At 63.9% G+C, this 17,034-nt stretch carries 16 protein-coding genes; 5 read left to right on the plus strand and 11 right to left on the minus strand.

From position 1 onward, the window contains the following. Window positions 1-97 precede the first annotated feature (97 nt). The gene (locus U0042_RS19245; RefSeq protein ID WP_114813914.1) at window positions 98-652 is read left to right on the plus strand and encodes a class IV adenylate cyclase; all 555 of its coding nucleotides are present in this window, start codon (window positions 98-100) and stop codon (window positions 650-652) included. A 99-nt stretch (window positions 653-751) separates the two neighbouring features. Here the strand turns inward: U0042_RS19245 and U0042_RS19250 are convergent, their stop codons facing one another. Next, a complete protein-coding gene (locus U0042_RS19250; RefSeq protein ID WP_114813916.1) occupies window positions 752-1,243 on the minus strand; it encodes an Lrp/AsnC family transcriptional regulator in 492 nt (163 codons plus the stop codon). 180 nt (window positions 1,244-1,423) lie between these two features. Between U0042_RS19250 and U0042_RS19255 the strand changes: the two genes are divergently transcribed. Next, complete coding sequence (locus tag U0042_RS19255; protein WP_114813918.1) at window positions 1,424-1,729, plus strand: 4a-hydroxytetrahydrobiopterin dehydratase; 306 nt, start codon at window positions 1,424-1,426, stop codon at window positions 1,727-1,729. Window positions 1,730-1,812: 83 nt separating this feature from the next. Here U0042_RS19255 and U0042_RS19260 read toward each other — a convergent pair whose 3' ends face one another. Continuing rightward, on the minus strand, window positions 1,813-2,043 hold the full coding sequence (locus tag U0042_RS19260; protein ID WP_114813970.1) for a DUF3717 domain-containing protein: 231 nt from the start codon (window positions 2,041-2,043) through the stop codon (window positions 1,813-1,815). Between the two features lie 110 nt (window positions 2,044-2,153). Here U0042_RS19260 and U0042_RS19265 point away from each other — a divergent pair, with 110 nt between their 5' ends. Then, window positions 2,154-2,840: a response regulator transcription factor gene (locus U0042_RS19265; protein ID WP_017772270.1), complete on the plus strand. Its 687-nt coding sequence runs from the start codon at window positions 2,154-2,156 to the stop codon at window positions 2,838-2,840. Between the two features lie 73 nt (window positions 2,841-2,913). After that, window positions 2,914-4,425, plus strand: a complete 1,512-nt coding sequence (locus U0042_RS19270) for a sensor histidine kinase (RefSeq protein WP_114813971.1) — start codon at window positions 2,914-2,916, stop codon at window positions 4,423-4,425. A gap of 17 nt (window positions 4,426-4,442) precedes the next feature. Here the strand turns inward: U0042_RS19270 and U0042_RS19275 are convergent, their stop codons facing one another. The 7 genes from U0042_RS19275 to mnmC all read right to left on the minus strand — a co-directional run bounded on the left by U0042_RS19275 (window position 4,443) and on the right by mnmC (window position 14,016). Next, window positions 4,443-4,946 carry an SET domain-containing protein gene (locus U0042_RS19275; RefSeq protein WP_017772272.1) on the minus strand — a complete coding sequence of 168 codons (504 nt, stop codon included), beginning with the start codon at window positions 4,944-4,946 and terminating at the stop codon, window positions 4,443-4,445. Between the two features lie 258 nt (window positions 4,947-5,204). Then, on the minus strand, window positions 5,205-6,317 hold the full coding sequence (locus U0042_RS19280) for an NADH:flavin oxidoreductase/NADH oxidase (protein WP_114813920.1): 1,113 nt from the start codon (window positions 6,315-6,317) through the stop codon (window positions 5,205-5,207). Between the two features lie 164 nt (window positions 6,318-6,481). Next, entirely contained in the window at window positions 6,482-7,213 is a 732-nt protein-coding gene (locus U0042_RS19285; protein WP_114813922.1) for a glutamine amidotransferase, read from the minus strand. Between the two features lie 173 nt (window positions 7,214-7,386). After that, entirely contained in the window at window positions 7,387-8,031 is a 645-nt protein-coding gene (locus U0042_RS19290) for a MarR family winged helix-turn-helix transcriptional regulator (RefSeq protein WP_114813924.1), read from the minus strand. A gap of 662 nt (window positions 8,032-8,693) precedes the next feature. Next, window positions 8,694-9,809 carry a YbdK family carboxylate-amine ligase gene (locus tag U0042_RS19295; protein WP_114813926.1) on the minus strand — a complete coding sequence of 372 codons (1,116 nt, stop codon included), beginning with the start codon at window positions 9,807-9,809 and terminating at the stop codon, window positions 8,694-8,696. A gap of 128 nt (window positions 9,810-9,937) precedes the next feature. After that, window positions 9,938-11,143, minus strand: a complete 1,206-nt coding sequence (locus U0042_RS19300; RefSeq protein WP_114813928.1) for a cation:proton antiporter — start codon at window positions 11,141-11,143, stop codon at window positions 9,938-9,940. Between the two features lie 890 nt (window positions 11,144-12,033). Next, complete coding sequence (gene mnmC, locus U0042_RS19305) at window positions 12,034-14,016, minus strand: bifunctional tRNA (5-methylaminomethyl-2-thiouridine)(34)-methyltransferase MnmD/FAD-dependent 5-carboxymethylaminomethyl-2-thiouridine(34) oxidoreductase MnmC (RefSeq protein ID WP_114813930.1); 1,983 nt, start codon at window positions 14,014-14,016, stop codon at window positions 12,034-12,036. Window positions 14,017-14,448: 432 nt separating this feature from the next. Between mnmC and U0042_RS19310 the strand changes: the two genes are divergently transcribed. Then, window positions 14,449-14,727 (plus strand): HU family DNA-binding protein, encoded by a 279-nt coding sequence (locus tag U0042_RS19310; RefSeq protein ID WP_006401505.1) that lies wholly within the window; start codon window positions 14,449-14,451, stop codon window positions 14,725-14,727. A gap of 149 nt (window positions 14,728-14,876) precedes the next feature. Here the strand turns inward: U0042_RS19310 and zigA are convergent, their stop codons facing one another. Together zigA and U0042_RS19320 are read right to left on the minus strand one after the other, a co-directional pair. Continuing rightward, complete coding sequence (zigA, locus tag U0042_RS19315) at window positions 14,877-16,145, minus strand: zinc metallochaperone GTPase ZigA (protein WP_114813972.1); 1,269 nt, start codon at window positions 16,143-16,145, stop codon at window positions 14,877-14,879. Between the two features lie 157 nt (window positions 16,146-16,302). Then, the gene (locus U0042_RS19320) at window positions 16,303-16,755 is read right to left on the minus strand and encodes a lytic transglycosylase domain-containing protein (RefSeq protein WP_114813932.1); all 453 of its coding nucleotides are present in this window, start codon (window positions 16,753-16,755) and stop codon (window positions 16,303-16,305) included. Between the last annotated feature and the right edge of the window lie 279 nt (window positions 16,756-17,034).

A 17,034-nucleotide genomic window follows, 5' to 3' on the forward strand; every position in this document is an offset into this window, starting at 1 on the left:
ATCGCGCAAGGGTGGCTGTTTCTTTCCGGCGGCGCCGCGTTGCCTTTGCACGGCCAGCGGCGCCGTTGCTGTTTCATCGACAGACAGGAGCTTCAGCATGGCACGCAACATCGAGATCAAAGCCCGCGCCCGTGACTTCGAACAGCTGCGCGAGCGCGCCGCGCAATTGACGCCCGAGTCACCGCTGATTTTCCGGCAGCAGGACTTCTTCTACGACGTCCCGCGCGGTCGTCTCAAGCTGCGCCAGTTCGACGACGGCACGCCCGCGGAGCTGATCTTCTATCAGCGCGACGATCGCGACGGCCCGAAGGCTTCGTACTACACGCGCAGCCCCGTCACCAATCCCGAGGCCATGCATGCGCTGCTCGCAACGGCACTCACGACGCGCGGCATCGTGACGAAAGAACGCCATGTTTATCTGGTGGGACGCACGCGCATTCACCTCGACCGCGTGGACGGGCTCGGCGATTTTGTGGAACTGGAAGTGGTGCTGGGACCGGACGACGACGAGGAAGGCGGCGAAGCGGAAGCGCACGCCGTGTTCGCGAAGCTCGGCGTGCCGGAAGCGGATCTCGTGGCTGTCGCTTACGTCGATCTGCTCAATGCGGCCGACGACAAACCCGAGCTGGGCGAGCCGCTCATCGTCGCCTGAAACGCCGCATGTAGCACGTGGCACGTAGCACAGCAAAACGCGATGACGCGGGCGAGATCCATCATCCCTGATGGCACGCGCCGTTTGCGCTTCACGTATTCAGGCGGCGGACAACCCCGGCCCCAGGTGTGCAAGCGGCAGCGGGCCATTGCGCTTGAACGTGGCCAGCACGATGTTCGAGCGCACGCTGTCCACGCCCGGCACGCGCATGAGTTTCTTCATAACGAAAGAGGAAAGCGCGTTGAGGTCGGGCGCCACGATCCGTAGAAGATAGTCGGCCTCGCCCACTACCGCGTGGCATTCCAGCACTTCGGGCAGCGTGTCGATCTGTTGCTGAAACTGCTCGATGATCGAATCGCCGTGGTGCTTGAGCTTGAGGCTCGTGAACGCCGTTACGCCGAGGCCCAGCTTTTCGGGCCGCAGCACGACGCGGTAACCATCGATCACCCCGAGCGTCTCGAGCCGCTGCAACCGCCGCCCAATCTGCGATGGCGACAGCGGAATCTGTTCGCCGAGTTGCTGATGCGTGGCGCGTCCATAGCGTTGCAAGACCTCGAGAAGCGCAAGATCGAAGTGATCCAGTTCAAGCATGAACGTTCTCCGCGTGTCGTAACGGCTTTTCGCATGAGTATTGCATAAAGCAGCGAGACATCGCGCAGCGTTGCGCTGCCGGCAGGCCTTGGGCGGGCGGTGGTCCGACGCCATGCCGGCATCCGTGGAAAAATAGCCGAACGCCAGCTTCCCCACGACCCACCCACGAGAGGTGACACGATGATCCACAAGCTCACTTCCGAGGAACGCGCCAGTCAGTTCCCGCAGCTCGACGGCTGGCAGGCTATGGCAGGCCGCGACGCCATCCAGCGCAAATTGCGCTTCGCCGATTTCAACGAGGCCTTCGGCTTCATGACGCGCGTCGCCATCAAAGCCCAGGAGATGGACCATCACCCCGAATGGTTCAACGTCTACAACAGGGTGGAGATCACGCTGTCCACGCACGAAGCGGGCGGCATCACGGAGCGCGACATCCTCATGGCCAAATTCATCGATTCGATCGCGAAGGGTGCGCAACCTGATTGAGCGAAACCATCGCGACGCACGCAGATGCAGGCCAAAAAACGCTGCGGGTGAAAGGATATTGCAGGACAACCGCCATTGGGCCTTCAGTTCGTGCGCCAGATATTAAGGCGAACGTAAGTTTCCCACGCTTCGCGCGCCAAAGGCTCCAGCGCATCCAGCGATACGGCGTTCCGACGCTGTACAATCAGCAGCGCATACGGCTTGGAGAGCGCGCTTGCCTCCTTGCACAAGGTAAGCTCGTCGCCGGAAGAAGGCGTACGGCTGCGCCAGAAGTTGATCGCGGCTTCCAGTTCGTTGATCGTGATTTCGGACATGTCTCTCGTGATCATCCCGGCACCGCACGCTGCCCAGCGTGCTTCCTGTGCATCCGCGCGCCGGCGAACCGCGTGCCTACAAGCTAACCCATTGTAATTGAGCGAATCCCATGCGACTCCTTCTCATCGAAGACGACCGCCCTATCGCACGCGGCATCCAAAGTAGCCTCGAACAAGCCGGCTTCACGGTCGACATGGTCCACGATGGCATCTTCGCCGAACAGGCGCTCACACAGAATCGCCACGAACTCGTGATTCTCGATCTGGGCTTGCCCGGCATCGACGGCATGACGCTGCTCTCGCGCTTCCGTCAGAGCAATCGCCACACGCCCGTGATCGTGCTCACGGCGCGCGACGAACTGAACGATCGCGTTCAAGGCCTGAATTCAGGCGCCGACGACTACATGCTCAAGCCCTTCGAGCCCGCCGAACTCGAAGCGCGCATTCGCGCCGTCATGCGCCGCAGCGGTCCGCACGGCGACGTGCCGCGCCCCGAAGTGTCGCTGGGCGGCGTGCGCCTGTCGGGCGTGGACCGCCGCATCTTCAACGACGACAAGCCGCTCGAACTTTCGCCGCGCGAATTCGCCGTGCTCGAAATGCTGTTGCTGCGCCACGGCCGCGTGGTCAGCAAGGCCCAGTTGCAGGATCACCTCACGCATTTCGGCGGCGACCTCGGCGACACCGCGATCGAGGTCTACGTGCACCGCGTGCGCAAGAAGCTCGAAAACTGCCGCGTCGAAATCGTGACGGTGCGCGGCTTCGGCTATCTCCTCCAGGAGATTCGCCAGGCTTCGTAACGAAGCCGTGTATGCCGCGCGAGCCCCCCTCACCGGCTCGCACGGCACGTCCCATTTTTCGGCAGGTCCGATCATGCCCCACCCGGCCGCGAACAGTCTGAGGCGCACGCTGCTGCGCCGCCTCGCTGCGCCGCTCTCGCTGCTCGCGCTCATGAGCGGACTCATCGCGTACTGGCTTGCGTGGCAATACACGCAGCACGTCGTGGACCGCTCGCTCGCCGATCTCGCGACCGCCATTTCCAGACAGATCCAGATTGCGGGCCGCGACGCCCCCATCACCGTGCCGCCGCTCGCGCAGGCCATGTTCTCGGACCCGGTGGAACATCTGGTGTACCGCATCAGCGACGGCACGAGGGAGATCGCCGGCGATCCCTCGCTACCGTTGCGGGGTACGAACATTACGCGCATGCACTTCGCGTACGTCTTCGAGACGCAGCACAACGGCATTGGCGTGCGCGTGGCGCAGGTGCGGGTGGAACAGCCGCACGGCAATCCGATCGTGGTGGAAGTGGGCCAACCGGTGCGCCATCGTTTTCGCATCGCCGCGGAGTTTCTCGTGGCGATCATGATGCCGCTGCTGCTGTTGCTGTTCGCAGGCTGGGCCATTGTCTGGCGCGTGGTGAACCAGCAGCTCAATCCGCTGACCGATCTGGCTGATTCGCTGAACCGGCAGACCCACACGTCGCTCGAGCCCGTCGACGAAACGTACGTACCCCTTGAGATCCGACCGCTGACGGGCGCGCTCAACGCGCTGCTGGGTCGCCTGAAGACCGCACTCGATGCGCAGCGCAAGTTCATTGCCGACGCCGCGCATCAATTGCGCACGCCGCTCACGGCCGTGAAGCTGCATGCGGAGCAGGCCGTTGTCTCACGCGACCCGCAACAGGTGCAGGCTGCGGTGCGCGAGCTACGCGCAGCGGCGGACCGCGCGGTGCGTCTCTCCAACCAGTTGCTGTCGCTTGCACGTGCCGAACCCGGCGAGCAGGCCGCGCGCTTCGTCAATATCGATTTCGCCGCGCTCGCGTTCGAAACCGGCGCCGAGTGGGTGCCGCGCGCACTCGCCGTGCAGGTGGACCTCGGTTTCCAGCGACTCGACGACCCGGCGAACGATCATCCGCTACTCGTACGCGGCAACCCTGTGCTGTTGCACGAGGTGGTGGCGAACCTGCTCGACAACGCGTTGAAGTACGCACCGCCCGCGCGTCTGGACGGCGGACGCATCACCGTGACGGTGACGCAGCTGCAGACCGACGGCGTGGCGATGGCCGAGATCGCTGTGGAGGACAATGGACCGGGCGTACCGAAGACCCAGCAGGCCGACCTGTTCAAGCGCTTCTTCCGCGGCGACGGTCAGAGCGAGTCCGGCGTGGATGGCGGCGCGGGCCTGGGCCTCGCCATCGTGCACGACATCATGAAGTTGCACCGGGGCACGGTGCACTACGAAGACGCGCCGGAAGGCGGCGCACGCTTCGTCGTTCGCGTACCGCTGGCGCCGCAGTCGGCTGCCGCGGACAGCAGGCGCGCCACGAACGACCATGGCGCGGACGCAAAAAAATCGGCGCACCAGGCGCCGATCGACATGTAATCCCACAGGCTGCTGCCTTACTTCTTTTTCTTCTTCGCAGACTTGCCCTCGCCCTTGCCGCCCTTCTTCGTCTTTTCGGGCGGCGCGAGCATCGTGCCGCGGCACTTGCGGGCGCCGCATCGGCATTCGTACTCGCGCTGAAGCTTCTTCGTCTGACGCGCGTCGATGACGAGGCCGTAGTCATAGAACAGCTCTTCGCCCGCGGCGATGTCGCGCAGCGCTTCGATGTAGACGTGCCCGTCGATCTCTTCGGCCTCGCAGTTCGGCGCGCACGAATGATTGATCCAGCGCGCGCTGTTGCCGTTCACCTTGCCGTCGATCACGTCGCCGCTTTCCAGCGCGAAATAGAACGTGTGATTCGGTTCCGCCGGATTGTGCGGATGGCGCCGCAAGGCTTCCTTCCACGAGATCCGTTCGCCCTTGTATTCGATCAGGCGCTCGCCGGCTGCAATCGGTTCGAGGGCGAACACCCCTTTGCCGTGCACACCCGACTGGCGCACGGCGAACCTGCGTGAACTCATTGAATGAATCCTTGTGAAGAACGGGAAGTGAACATTCCGGCGGCAAACCTCGCGTGAGCCGCTGCCGGCGCGCGATATGCCGCGGCATTTCTCGGAAGCGAATAGCAAACGCGGCGCCCCCGAGGCGCCGCGTCATTCGCTGTAGCGCACATCGCGCCACAAACGGCATCGTACACGCTTGATATGGATTCGTTCAACCTGCCAAATAGCGGGCGACTCGTATGATGCACTCGTTGCCTGCTCGCCAACGGCTCGCGACTAACGTTGGCCGAACGAAATATCGCCGAACAACGCCTTTTGCTCGCGCGGCTGCGAGCGCCAGTATTGCGGCGGCGCCTGCACGGTGGCGCCCAGTTGTGCCGCCGCGTGCCAGGGCCAGCGCGGATCGTAGAGCATGGCGCGCGCCATGGCGACGAGATCCGCATCGCCTTCTTCGACGAGGCGATCGGCGTGCTGCGCATCGGTAATCAGCCCGACGGCAATGGTGGTCATGCCCGTCACTTTCTTGACTTCGCGCGCAAACGGCACCTGGTAGCCCGGTTCGAGCGGGATCTTCTGCAACGGCGAGACGCCGCCCGACGATACGTCGATCCAGTCCGCGCCGCGGCGCTTCAACTCGTGGGCAAAGGCGATGGTGTCTTCGAGCGTCCAGCCGCCTTCCACCCAATCGGTGGCGGACACGCGCACGCCGACCGGCCTGTCGGCCGGAAACTGCGCGCGCACGATGTCGAAGATTTCGAGCGGGAAACGCATGCGGTTCTCGCGCGAGCCGCCGTATTCGTCGGTACGCTGATTGGCGAGCGGCGAGAGGAACTGGTGCAGCAGATAGCCGTGCGCCGCGTGCACTTCGATGGCGTCGATGCCGAGCCGTGCCGCACGCCGCGTGGATGCCGCGAACGCCTCGCGCACGCGCGCGAGACCCGCGGCATCGAGTGCAAGCGGCGGCGCTTCGCTTTCCTTGTGCGGAACCGGCGACGGCGCGTGCGGCTGCCAGCCGCCTTCAGCCACCGGAATCAACTGACCGCCTTCCCACGGCACATGGCTCGAGGCCTTGCGCCCCGCGTGCGAAAGCTGCATCGCGACGCGAATGGGCGAATGCTTGCGGATGGCTGCGAGCACGGGCTTCAGTGCTGCTTCGGTGACGTCGTCCCACAAGCCCAGATCGGCGGGCGTAATGCGTCCGTCCGGTTCGACCGCAGTCGCTTCGATGCACAGCATGCCGGCACCGGAGAGCGCCAGTTGCCCGAGATGAATCATGTGCCATGCGGTCGCTTCGCCACGTTCCGCGGAGTATTGGCACATCGGCGAAACGACGATGCGATTCGGAAGCGTCACGCCACGCAGCGTGATGGGAGTGAACAGCGCGCTCATGGACTCTCTCGTCAGACGATGACAGGAGCGGTCGAGAATAGCATGGGGGTTTTATCGGTGCAGGCAGGCTGCACGACGCGCGGCTTGGGGCACGCGGCGCGAATGAACCAGGCGGGCGCGTCGGCCTTTCGGACCGACGTCGGTTCACATGTCGCGGCTTCGCTTCAACTCTTCGCTTTGGCGCTCATCGTGGCGTCCACCTCATCGAGCCACTCGCCGAACATCTGGCGCGCGGCTTCTTCGAGGCGCGGACCGAAGCGCGCCGTATCGGCACGCAACGGGTTGACGTCGATGCCATGTGTCGCGAGTTCGCCGGCATAGCCGACGAGCCAGGGCTCGAACCGGTCCGTGCGAATTTCGGGATGGCATTGGAGGCCCAGCACGTGGTCGCCCCACACAAATGCCTGATTCTCACAGGCCGGCGTCGACGCAAGCCGCGTGGCGCCTTGCGGCAGATCGAACGTGTCGCCGTGCCAGTGAAGCATCGAGGTATGGGCGCCGTCGAGATGACGAAGCGGTGAGGCGCGGCCCGCGTCGGTGAGCGTGAGCGGCGTCCAACCGAGTTCGGTGTGGCTTGCCGGATAGACGCGCGCGCCGAGCACGCGCGCGATCAACTGCGCGCCCAGACAGATGCCGAGCGTGGGTAGCCCGGCCGCAATGCGCTTTTCGATCATCGCGGCGAGCGGCGCGAGCGTGGGGTAATGCGCATCGTCGCAGGCGTTGATGGGGCCGCCCAGTATCACCATCAGCGACGACGTGACGGGATTCGGCGCCTCGATGCGCGCAAACCCCACGTCGAGATAGCGCACGAGACGCCCGCGGTCCCCGAGCACGAGTTCGAGACTGCCCAGATCCTCGAAGTACACATGGCGAACAGCCAACACTTCGCGATTCATCGCCGCTTCCCCGCTTCACGTTCACATAGGCGTGCGACACATCGCACACCTCGATTGGGTAAAACATGGGCAAAACGCGCGCAAAGCGCGGCGCACCAGGCAGGGGCGGCGGCTCACGTCCCAAGACAGCAGTGAAGCGCCACAGACGGGCAGTTCCGTTTCCGGCGGGCGCTTCAGCCTTGCTGCGCGAAGATCTTCCAGATCTTCTTCTGCGTGCCAGCGTCGGCTTCCTGATACGCGCCGCAGTCCAGCCGCAGATCCGTATCGACCAGTGTCAGGTCGAGCGCGCCGCAACGGTGCGGCGTCTTCTTCGGATTCCTGCTCGCTTCAAGGTGCTCGCACGTCAGGCACATGCGGTGTGCCGGAATGTGCGCCTGCACTTCGAGCTGGCGGATGGTCTTGAGCAGCGTGCGATAGAACGTGATCTGTTCGTCGTCGCGCAGCGTGCTCACTGCCTTTGCGAGGAAGTCCGGCCATTGCGCCGCGCGTTTGGCCGCCGTGCGGCCGCGGGTGGTAAGGCGTACGGCCAGCGCACGGCCGTCGTCCAGCGCACGGCGCTTTTCGACAAGGCCCTTGTTTTCGAGCGTGCTCACTGCGTCGCTCGTCGTCGCGGCGGTGAGCGCGGTTTCGCGCGCAATCTCGCCGAGCCGCATCGGGCCCTTACGCTGCATCAGCAAAACGAGAATCTCGCCTTGCGTGGGGGTCAACCCCGCTCCTTCTGCCCATTCCCATGCCTGACTCCGCATGGCCGTACTCAGCCGCAACAGGCTGTGCGTCACACGCCCGGTCGGCTGTTCTCCGTAAACGCCTTCGCTCATAGTCTTTCGCTGGTTATTGACAGCTCGCGCTGTATCGTCGGCCGCCAGTCACGCCGGCAACCTGTGGGGAAGGACGGCCTCATCGGGATACTGTCCCGTCTTCCCGTCCCGGAAACGTCATCTCAAAAATGTCCCGCTCCGTGCACCGTTCGCCAGGTGGCAATGCGCCGTGCCTCGGGGCCGCGCGAGCCATCTGCTTACGCGTGTGGGGCTTGCCGCGACCGTTCACACTGCGGCAAAGCGACATTCTATGCGAGAGCGCCGAATCGCACAGCTAAGTTATCCCAAGCAGGGTGTGGATAATGCGTTGAAACGACCGGGATTGCGTGTGTGCGGTTTCTTGATAAAGCGCGCGACCGATTGGCGCGCGTCGAAGTTATCCCACTTTTTCGCCGCCTGCGCAGTGCCAATCCATCCGCTTGTCATTTGCGCAGGTCTATGACTTTGCGGCGAAATGTTCGGTTATCCACAGGCGAGCGCAATGCTTGTTAACTACTACGATGTTTGTATACGTAAACATTTGAAATCATAAGAAGCCACGACGGACGAAAATTTTTTTCGACAACCGAAAATGACGCATGCGTGACGCGTTCAGGTTCGCGCTGCTTACTGTTTCTTTTCGGATTTTTCGTCCGCGTGGCCTGTCTCTTCACACCACCGCGTCACTCGCGCCAGCGCAGACACTGCTGGCGAACCGCCTCGTGCAGCGACTTCTCCTGCGCGACCACGCCGCGCAACCACGTGGCATCGTTCACCTGGCTGCGCGCGATCATGCCGATCTCGGCGAGCGCATGGCCGGAACCGAGCACGTCGGCATGCGGCGCGATGCGCTCGAGCGTTTCGATGATGTCTTCCGAAATCGTGCGGCGCTCGCCCGTCTGCGGATTAATGCAGCTGCCCGCCAGTCCGAAGCGGCAGGCCTCGAAACGGTTGAACGTGTAGACGAGATAGTCGTCTTCCTTCGGCGTGATCGGCTTGTCCAAAAGCAGATGGCGCGCGAGCGTCTGGATGTAGCACGCGATCGCCGCGGCGCGGTCCACCGAAAGCGGCGTGTCCATGACGCGAACTTCGATCGTGCCGAAGCCGGGCTTCGGCCGGATGTCCCAGTAGAAGTCTTTCATGCTGTTGACCACGCCCGTGTGGACCATCTTCGAAAAATATTCTTCGAAGCTGTCCCACGTGAGCACGAATGGGGCGCGGCCCGAGAGCGGAAACGCGAACACGGAGTTGAGCCGGGCCGAATGAAAACCGGTGTCCACGCCCTGCACGTAAGGCGACGAAGCCGACAGCGCGATGAAATGCGGAATGAAGCGCGACATGGAGTGCAGCAGGAAGAGCGCGCTGTCCGCATCCGGGCAGCCGATGTGCACGTGCTGGCCGAACACCGTGAACTGCTTGGCGAGATAGCCGTAAAGCTCGGAGAGGTACTGAAAACGCGGCGAATCGACGATGCGCCGCTCGCTCCATTGCTGGAACGCGTGCGTGCCGCCGCCGCAGAGACCCACGTTGAGCCGGTCCGCCGCGGCGACGAGCGTGTCGCGAATCTCGCGCAGATCGCCGAGCGCCTGCTCGTGCGAAGTGCAGATGCCCGTGGAGAGCTCGATCATGCTCTCGGTAATTTCGGGCGTGATGTTGCCCGGAATCTTCTGGTCCTTGATGAGCCGCAGCAGGTCGGTGCCGGCTTTGGTCAGATCATAGTCATGGGTGTTGACGATCTGCATCTCGAGTTCAATGCCGAACGTGAACGGCTTCGAATCGACAAAAGTTTCAAGTGACATGGCATTTCCGCTTCAACCGCGCATGCCCGACCGGCACTCATCCGCACCAACCGGCACGCCTGCGCGGCGTTGGGTTTCGACAGGTGATGCTGACGGTCACGCCGCACTGCGGCGTGACCACGGAAAACCTACTCTTCGCGCCGTTCCCCGACCTGCGCGAGACTGCGGTACACGAGCCACGGTCCGACGATCTGGAACACCACGATCGAACACATGACCACGGCGCGCAGCTGCGGATCGAACGTCGGATAGAGGTCGTAGGTGTCGTCCACGAGCAGCCACGCAAGCGCCGACATCGGCGAAAGCGACAGCCCGAGCGCGATACCCTGCTTCCAGTGCAATCCGCTCGGCTTCGCGAAAACGAGCACGCCGACCAGCTTCGCCACGAGGCGCGCCACGATCAGGCCCGCCGCAGCGAGTCCGCCGATTGCGATGTCTCGCCACTCGAACGTGGTGAGCGTGAGCACGAACAGGATCACGGTGAGCAGCCACCCCGCCGTGCCGAAGTGCTGCGGCCACAACTGCGGGCGCGCCTCCAGATTCTTCACGATGATGCCGGCCGCAAGCAGACTCAGGATCGTGGAAAGCTTCAGCAGATGCGCGATAGCCACCGCGAGCACCACCAGACCGAACAGCGCGACGAACGAATGCTCGTCCTGCACGCTGAGCTTGCGATAAAAAAGCGTGCACGCCTTCGCCAGCAGGAACGCGACGATCAGCGAACCCACGAGCAGGTAAAGCGGCTGCAGGATGGTCGCGAACACGTTGCCGTAAATTTCCTGGTGCAGCCAGCTGGAAGCGAGTTTTTCGACGACCACCGCGTACATGCTGTTGAGCGCGGTGAGCGTCATGAGCCGCTGCGTAACCTGGCCTTCGGCGCCAAGCTCGGTCTTCAGCTGGATCACCATGGCCGGCGACGTCGCCATCGCGATGGCGGAGACCACCATCGCCACCATGATGGGCACCTTCAGGAACAGCAAAACGGCCAGCACGAGCACGAAAGTGAGGGTGGATTCGGCCACGCTCGACAGGATGAGCCACGGGTTGCGGCGAATCCACCGCAAGTCGAGCCGGCTGCCCAGTTCGAACAGCAGCAGCCCGAGCGCGACATCGAGCAGCGGCCGCGCAGCGCCGGCGGAACTGGCGTCGATGACGCCAAAACCCGCCGAACCGGCGATCAGACCGATCACGGCATAGCCCGAAACGCGCGGCAAACGCCACGCGCGGTAGCAAAGCTCGCCGCACAAACCGGCCGCGAGCAGCGCGAGGCCTGCCCAGAAGATGGCATCCGGGGCAGTGGGCCATGCGGGAAAAAACGAAAACGCCGACTTCATCGTGTTGGTTTCTCCTTTTTTAGCGGGACGGCGTGCGCGCACGCGAGAACACGGCCCGGGCAAACCGCACTTTCGATGCCAGGGTAAGACGCTTGCCGGTTTGCTGGCCGTCGATCGCCGGCCGCCGTACTGTCGACGTATACGCGACGCGGCGTCAGTCGTCCTCTAGCGGATCGAGACGGAAAACAGGAAACACCCAGCCCGGCGGAGAGACGTCGGGACCGGCGCATTTGCAGACGCGCTGCCGTAGCGACGAGTCTGCGATCGATGAATGAACGTTGCCCTATGCCCTACGCACTGAGATTCCGGGCGACCGGCAACCGTTCCGTGGATACGCCCGCTGCCGGAGCATGGGCGCCTGGAGAACGGCGATTGTGCCACAGCTTTTTTGCACCAGTCGCCATCTGCGACGAACTCGCGCTCAAAACGGTAAATACGTAATTGATCTGGGGATAGCTGGCGCCGGTCAGGCAAAAAAGACCGAATCCGTGCGTTGCTCTGGGGAGGTGGTGTGCGGCGGAGCGAACGCGGAGGCACCGTGGATTGCGCCCGAGGCGGCGCGCTTTTCCGGACCTTCGCATTCCAGACAGGTCCGGGCTAGCCTTTGGTTTACATGTTTATCTGTATGTATACGTAGTAGAAGTTAACAAGCCGGTCGCTTTTCTGTGGATAACGGCGGTTTACCGTGAGGGATCAGCGGCTTGCTGCGCGCACAACCCGATGTAAAGCGTGTGTGGCGCAGGCTCGCTTCTCCTGGTAACTTTCGCGGACCGGAAACGACGACGTCGGTTATCCCGATTACGTCCACACCGGTTCCACATGAGTTGCGCCGGTCCTTCCAGCGGTTATCCACAACCTGGCGTGGACAACCTTCTGTCGAATCGAAGGCCTCAGGCCAGCGTCTGCTGTCGTAGCGCGCGCAGAAGGAAACGACCGGGGTCCAGGTTCTCGGCGAGATCCCGTTCGAGCGGCCACGGCTCGCCTTCGATCTGCGAGGCGATCAACTCGGCGCCGAGCGCGGCCCACACCAATCCACGCGATCCGTACGCGAAGGCACCATAGAGTCCTTCGGCGCGCGGCAGGTCGAGCGGCCACGCGCCGCGCAGACGAACGGCATCGCGGGCCGCCGCGGATTCGTCGGCAAGCTGCCCGAGCATGGGCAAGCGGTCGCTCGTCACGCAGCGAAAGCCGACGCGGCCGGTGAACGTTGCATCCAGCGCCGCCCGTGTGTCCGGCAGCATCTGCGACACGCGTTCGACGTTTTCGACGTGGCCGGCTTCGCGCATGGACGCCTCGGGGTCGTCGAGCTCGTAGGTCGCGCCGGTGAGCGTGATGCCGTTCGCAAGCGGAATGGCGTAGCCCTCGCCGATCACGGGCACGCGCAGCGCGGCGAGCGGATGGGCGGCGCGGCAGCTGTGGTGGGCGGAATGCACGAGCGTGAGTTGGCCGCGGATGCTGCGCGTCGGCGCGTGACGCAGGCCGGCTACGCGTGCGGCGTCGTGCGCGTTCGCCAAGATGACGATGGGCGCACGTGCAACGACGTGGTTCGCTTCGTCGAACACGGTCCATCGACCGTCCCCGCTTCGTTCGATACGTGCGGCTTGCACGCCGAAACGCCGTTCGAGCAGGCCCCCCGCCGCTTCACATTGAGCCGCGCAGACGGACGCCGGCTGGATCCATCCGCCCTGTTCATAGAACCAGCCCGGCTGCGCGACGGCGACGCCGGCCATGCGCTGCGCGTCCTCGCGCGTGACAGGCCTCACGTAATTGGCCGGCCATGCGAACGTTGCAAGCGCATCGTTCATGGCGAGCGCTTCTTCGTCGTTTGCGGCGAGATGCAACAGACCGCCGGTGCCGCGCGAAAGATTCAGACCGGCTCGTTCGAGTTCGGCCCAGCGCTTCAGCGCATAGAGGAAGCCGGCGCGCGTGATGCGCGATGCACTGCTGTCGTCGCGCGAGATCATGGGGTGAAATACGCCGGCGGGATTGCCGGAGGCATCTTGCGCCGCGGCATGATGGCGCTCGAGCAGCGTGATGTGCCAGCCGCGAGCGGCGAGCCGTTCCACCATTGCGCAACCGGCAAGCCCCGCGCCGATCACGATGGCGTGCCGTTCGGTAACGGCGGCGGGCAATGGCGGCTCGTAACGCCGCACTCGCCAGCGCGGCGCAAAACGCCCTACCAGCATCGCGCGTTTCGTGCCGAAGCCTTCCACCTTCCGGTATTCGAAGCCGCTCTGTTCGAGCGCACGTTTCACGTCGCCCGCGCTCGACCATGTGGCGAACGTCGCGCCTTCGCCCGCCACGCGCGCCAGTGCCTTGAAGATGGCGAGTGACCAGAGGTCCGGATTTTTTGCGGGCGCAAAACCGTCCAGATAGAACGCGTCGGCTCGCAACCAGAGCGTGGGAACCGTTTCAGTGGCGTCACCGAAGACGAGCGTCAGTGTGACTCGTCCTCCTTCGAATTCGAGCCGATGCGTGCCCGGCACGAGCATCGGCCAGGCATCGGCGAGCTGCTGCGCGAGCGGGGCGATCGATGCATCCGCAACCAGCGGCCCAAGCGCGCGTCGCAGGTCCGCTGCGACGAACGGATGCTTTTCCACCGATACGAAATGCAGGCGTTCGCACCGCGCTGCGTCATCGCGCCACGCTTTCCACGTGGCGAGGAAGTTGACGCCGAGGCCGAAGCCCGTCTCCAGAATGGTGAAATTTCGGCGCCGCTGCCATCGCGCGGGTAGCGCGTTGCCCCGCAAGAAAACGGCTTCGGACTGCGCGAAGGCGCCCGCGGCGCTGTGATAGACGTCGTCGTAGAGCGGGGAGAACGGGGTGCCGTTGTCGTTGAATGCGAGCGCGGCGGGAGTCAGGGAAGCGGTCATACGCTGCAAAAAGTGGGGTGCCCGAGGCTTCCGGGACGCTCTCGCAGCGTGCGGCAAAGGGCTTGCCGACGCCCGGAGAACCCCGCCGCACGGGGCTTTGCGGGCAAAGCGTTGGATAAAACCAACGCCACATGTCACGAATGGTGAACGCCGGAGGCCTTATCTGACGGGGCTCAGAGGAATTTCGCCGTCGTCGGGAAAACGCGCCGCTCACGCTGTAAATCTTCGAAACCCTTGTCGTTATTGGGTTTGCGCTGCGCTATCATAGCAAGCGCCGCTCAGGGAGCGGCAGCACGGCCGTAGCGCAGCCTGCTGCGCAAAGCTTTTATCCGGGGTCTCCGGAGACCGGCGCTGCTCGACGGCGTGGCCCGCGCACGTATAATCGGCGCGTTCGCGCTGTTCGTGTCAACCTAAACTCAGAAAGGAACTTTAATGAACAAACAGGAACTGATCGACGCCGTCGCAGCACAGACGGGCGCTAGCAAGGCTCAAACCGGCGAAACGCTGGACACGCTTCTCGAAGTGATCAAGAAAGCTGTGTCGAAGGGTGACGCGGTGCAACTGATCGGCTTCGGCAGCTTCGGTTCGGGCAAGCGCGCAGCACGTACGGGCCGTAACCCGAAGACGGGCGAGACCATCAAGATCCCGGCTGCCAAGACTGTCAAGTTCACGGCCGGCAAGGCGTTCAAGGACGCAGTCAACAAGCGCTAAGTATCAGCCGCTCAGGTTGACGCCCGCCGCTGGCGGGTTTTTTTTCGCCTGCGTTTTTTGCTCACGCAAATTCGCACTACTGGCGATATGGATGGGCAGGGGCGCCGCGGCCCCCTGCTCCCAGCAAGCTCGGCAAGAATCGAAAAGAATCAGCCGGGACGGTGAACGATCTCGCCGTCGCCGGCTTCGTCGTGCTCATCGCTGTCGATGTCCCATGCCGGAAACGGATCGGGCAACTGGCGCCACGCGTCCGGACCCGCGGCATATTCGGCGTCGGTCAAAAGACACGCGTCGAGCTTCGCGCGCCACGCCTGCGCGTCCAGATCCACGCCGATCATCACGAGTTCCTGCCGACGATCTCCGATCGACATATCGTCCGCATCGCCGTACCAGTCCGCGGCAATTTCCGCTTCGAGGCCTTCGTCGGCAGGCCAGGCGCTGCGATCCTGCGCCGCCCACCACATGCCCGCCGGACCGTGCCGGCACGCACCGCCCGCCTGCGACAGCGAGCCCGCCACGTCGTTGCGCGTGGCGAGCCAGAAGAAGCCTTTGGTGCGCAGGACACCTTTCCATTCTTCGTGCAGCAGCGCCCAGAGCCGCTCGGGATGGAACGGGCGGCGCGCGCGATAAACGAAGTTGCCGATGCCGAACTCGTCCGCCTCGCCGTGCGTGTGACCGTGTTCGTTGAGCGACGCGAGCCAGCCCGGCGCGCTGGATGCCGCGTCGAAATCGAAGCGCTTCGTATCGAGCACCTCCGCGAGCGGAACGGCGCCGAAGCGGCTAACCACCTGCACGGCTCGCGGATTGATGCGCGCGAGAATGCGCTGCAGCCGCGCCAGGTCGTCGGCAGAAACGAGGTCGGCCTTGTTGACGACGAGCACGTCGCAGAACTCGATCTGTTCCACCAGCAGTTCGACGAGCGTGCGGTCGTCTTCTTCCGTGGCGGCGAGGCCGCGTTCAGCGAGTGCGTCGGCACACGCGTAATCGCGCAGGAAATTGAAGGCGTCGACCACCGTCACCATGGTGTCGAGGCGCGCGACCTCGGCGAGCGACACACCATCGTCGTCCACGAACGTGAACGTCTCGGCAATGGGCATCGGCTCGGCGATGCCGGTCGATTCGATAAGGATCGCGTCGAAGCGCTTTTCGTCGGCAAGGCGGCGGATCTCGGTCAGCAGATCGTCGCGCAGCGTGCAGCAGATGCAGCCGTTCGACATTTCCACGAGCCGCTCCTCGACATGCGAAAGCGCCGACGAGTCGCGCACCAGCGCGGCGTCGATGTTCACCGCGGCGAGGTCGTTCACGATCACAGCCACGCGCAGGCCTGCGCGATTGGCGAGGATATGGTTCAGGAGCGTGGTTTTGCCCGCGCCCAGAAACCCGGAGAGCACAGTAACGGGCAGTGGCGGCTGGTTCATTTCGGTACGCAAAGCGAAGGGAAGAAAGCGCGCGACACGCGGATGCCAGGCATGGGCGAGGCGCCGCGGCGGCATGAACCCGCATTGTGCACCAGGTGGGAAAGCGGCGGCCGGCGCCGAGTCCCCGGGGCGTGCGGCTATCGGCCGACGTGCCGACCTAGCGTGAATCGGGCAGCAGCTTCCACTTGCGCAGGATGGCCGCGATCTGCCGCGCGTACTGGTCACGCAGCGACGGCGTTTCCGAATGGTAGGCGCCCACGGCCTGCCACGTGTTGCCGTACTTGTTCATCTTCTGCCGCAAGTGCCAGGCGGCGATGTAGACGTTCTTGCACGGCTCCATCAGCGTATTCGACGAGATGCCGTATTGGGACAGCACGGGCAGATGCACCGAATTGATCTGCATGACGCCGTAGTCCGTGGACCCATTGGCGTTCTTGTGGACCGCATCGGGATGATTGTGCGATTCCTGCCATGCGATGGCGCGCAGGATCAGCGGATTGACTTTCTGGTAACTCGCGGCTTCGTCGAAGCAGTCCGCGCGCGCAGGCACGCTCCCGACCGCGAGGCCGAGCGCAGCAAGTGCAGCGACGAGAGACGAAGCGCGTTTCATCAAGACCACTAAGCAGATGAGCCAGAAAAGCACGCCGGCCGAATGCCCCGGATACGTTCACTTATCGGGACACCGCTGCGGGCAGACGCCCGGGCCAGCCTCGGCATTGGGGAAAACCCGCTCATGTATGGCAAGCCCGGCATGCCGATCGGCCCGTATCATACCGGCAGACATCCTTGCGTCAAGTTAGCTACCCGACAAAATCCGGCAGAAAACGAAATGGCATCTACGGGCTTGGGTGGATGATCCTTACCAGTTATTACCCGTACGGAATGGACC

Origin of the sequence: Paraburkholderia kururiensis (assembly GCF_034424375.1) — a bacterium.
GTDB lineage: Bacteria > Pseudomonadota > Gammaproteobacteria > Burkholderiales > Burkholderiaceae > Paraburkholderia > Paraburkholderia kururiensis_A.

Coding starts and splice junctions, on each gene's coding strand:
- U0042_RS19310 (WP_006401505.1), top strand. CDS start 14,449: ATGAACAAACAGGAACTGATCGACGCCGTCGCAGCACAGACGGGCGCT.
- U0042_RS19270 (WP_114813971.1), top strand. CDS start 2,914: ATGCCCCACCCGGCCGCGAACAGTCTGAGGCGCACGCTGCTGCGCCGC.
- U0042_RS19320 (WP_114813932.1), bottom strand. CDS start 16,755: ATGAAACGCGCTTCGTCTCTCGTCGCTGCACTTGCTGCGCTCGGCCTC.
- U0042_RS19245 (WP_114813914.1), top strand. CDS start 98: ATGGCACGCAACATCGAGATCAAAGCCCGCGCCCGTGACTTCGAACAG.
- U0042_RS19255 (WP_114813918.1), top strand. CDS start 1,424: ATGATCCACAAGCTCACTTCCGAGGAACGCGCCAGTCAGTTCCCGCAG.
- U0042_RS19285 (WP_114813922.1), bottom strand. CDS start 7,213: ATGAATCGCGAAGTGTTGGCTGTTCGCCATGTGTACTTCGAGGATCTG.
- U0042_RS19295 (WP_114813926.1), bottom strand. CDS start 9,809: ATGTCACTTGAAACTTTTGTCGATTCGAAGCCGTTCACGTTCGGCATT.
- U0042_RS19265 (WP_017772270.1), top strand. CDS start 2,154: ATGCGACTCCTTCTCATCGAAGACGACCGCCCTATCGCACGCGGCATC.
- U0042_RS19300 (WP_114813928.1), bottom strand. CDS start 11,143: ATGAAGTCGGCGTTTTCGTTTTTTCCCGCATGGCCCACTGCCCCGGAT.
- U0042_RS19260 (WP_114813970.1), bottom strand. CDS start 2,043: ATGTCCGAAATCACGATCAACGAACTGGAAGCCGCGATCAACTTCTGG.
- U0042_RS19290 (WP_114813924.1), bottom strand. CDS start 8,031: ATGAGCGAAGGCGTTTACGGAGAACAGCCGACCGGGCGTGTGACGCAC.
- U0042_RS19250 (WP_114813916.1), bottom strand. CDS start 1,243: ATGCTTGAACTGGATCACTTCGATCTTGCGCTTCTCGAGGTCTTGCAA.
- U0042_RS19280 (WP_114813920.1), bottom strand. CDS start 6,317: ATGAGCGCGCTGTTCACTCCCATCACGCTGCGTGGCGTGACGCTTCCG.
- zigA (WP_114813972.1), bottom strand. CDS start 16,145: ATGAACCAGCCGCCACTGCCCGTTACTGTGCTCTCCGGGTTTCTGGGC.
- mnmC (WP_114813930.1), bottom strand. CDS start 14,016: ATGACCGCTTCCCTGACTCCCGCCGCGCTCGCATTCAACGACAACGGC.
- U0042_RS19275 (WP_017772272.1), bottom strand. CDS start 4,946: ATGAGTTCACGCAGGTTCGCCGTGCGCCAGTCGGGTGTGCACGGCAAA.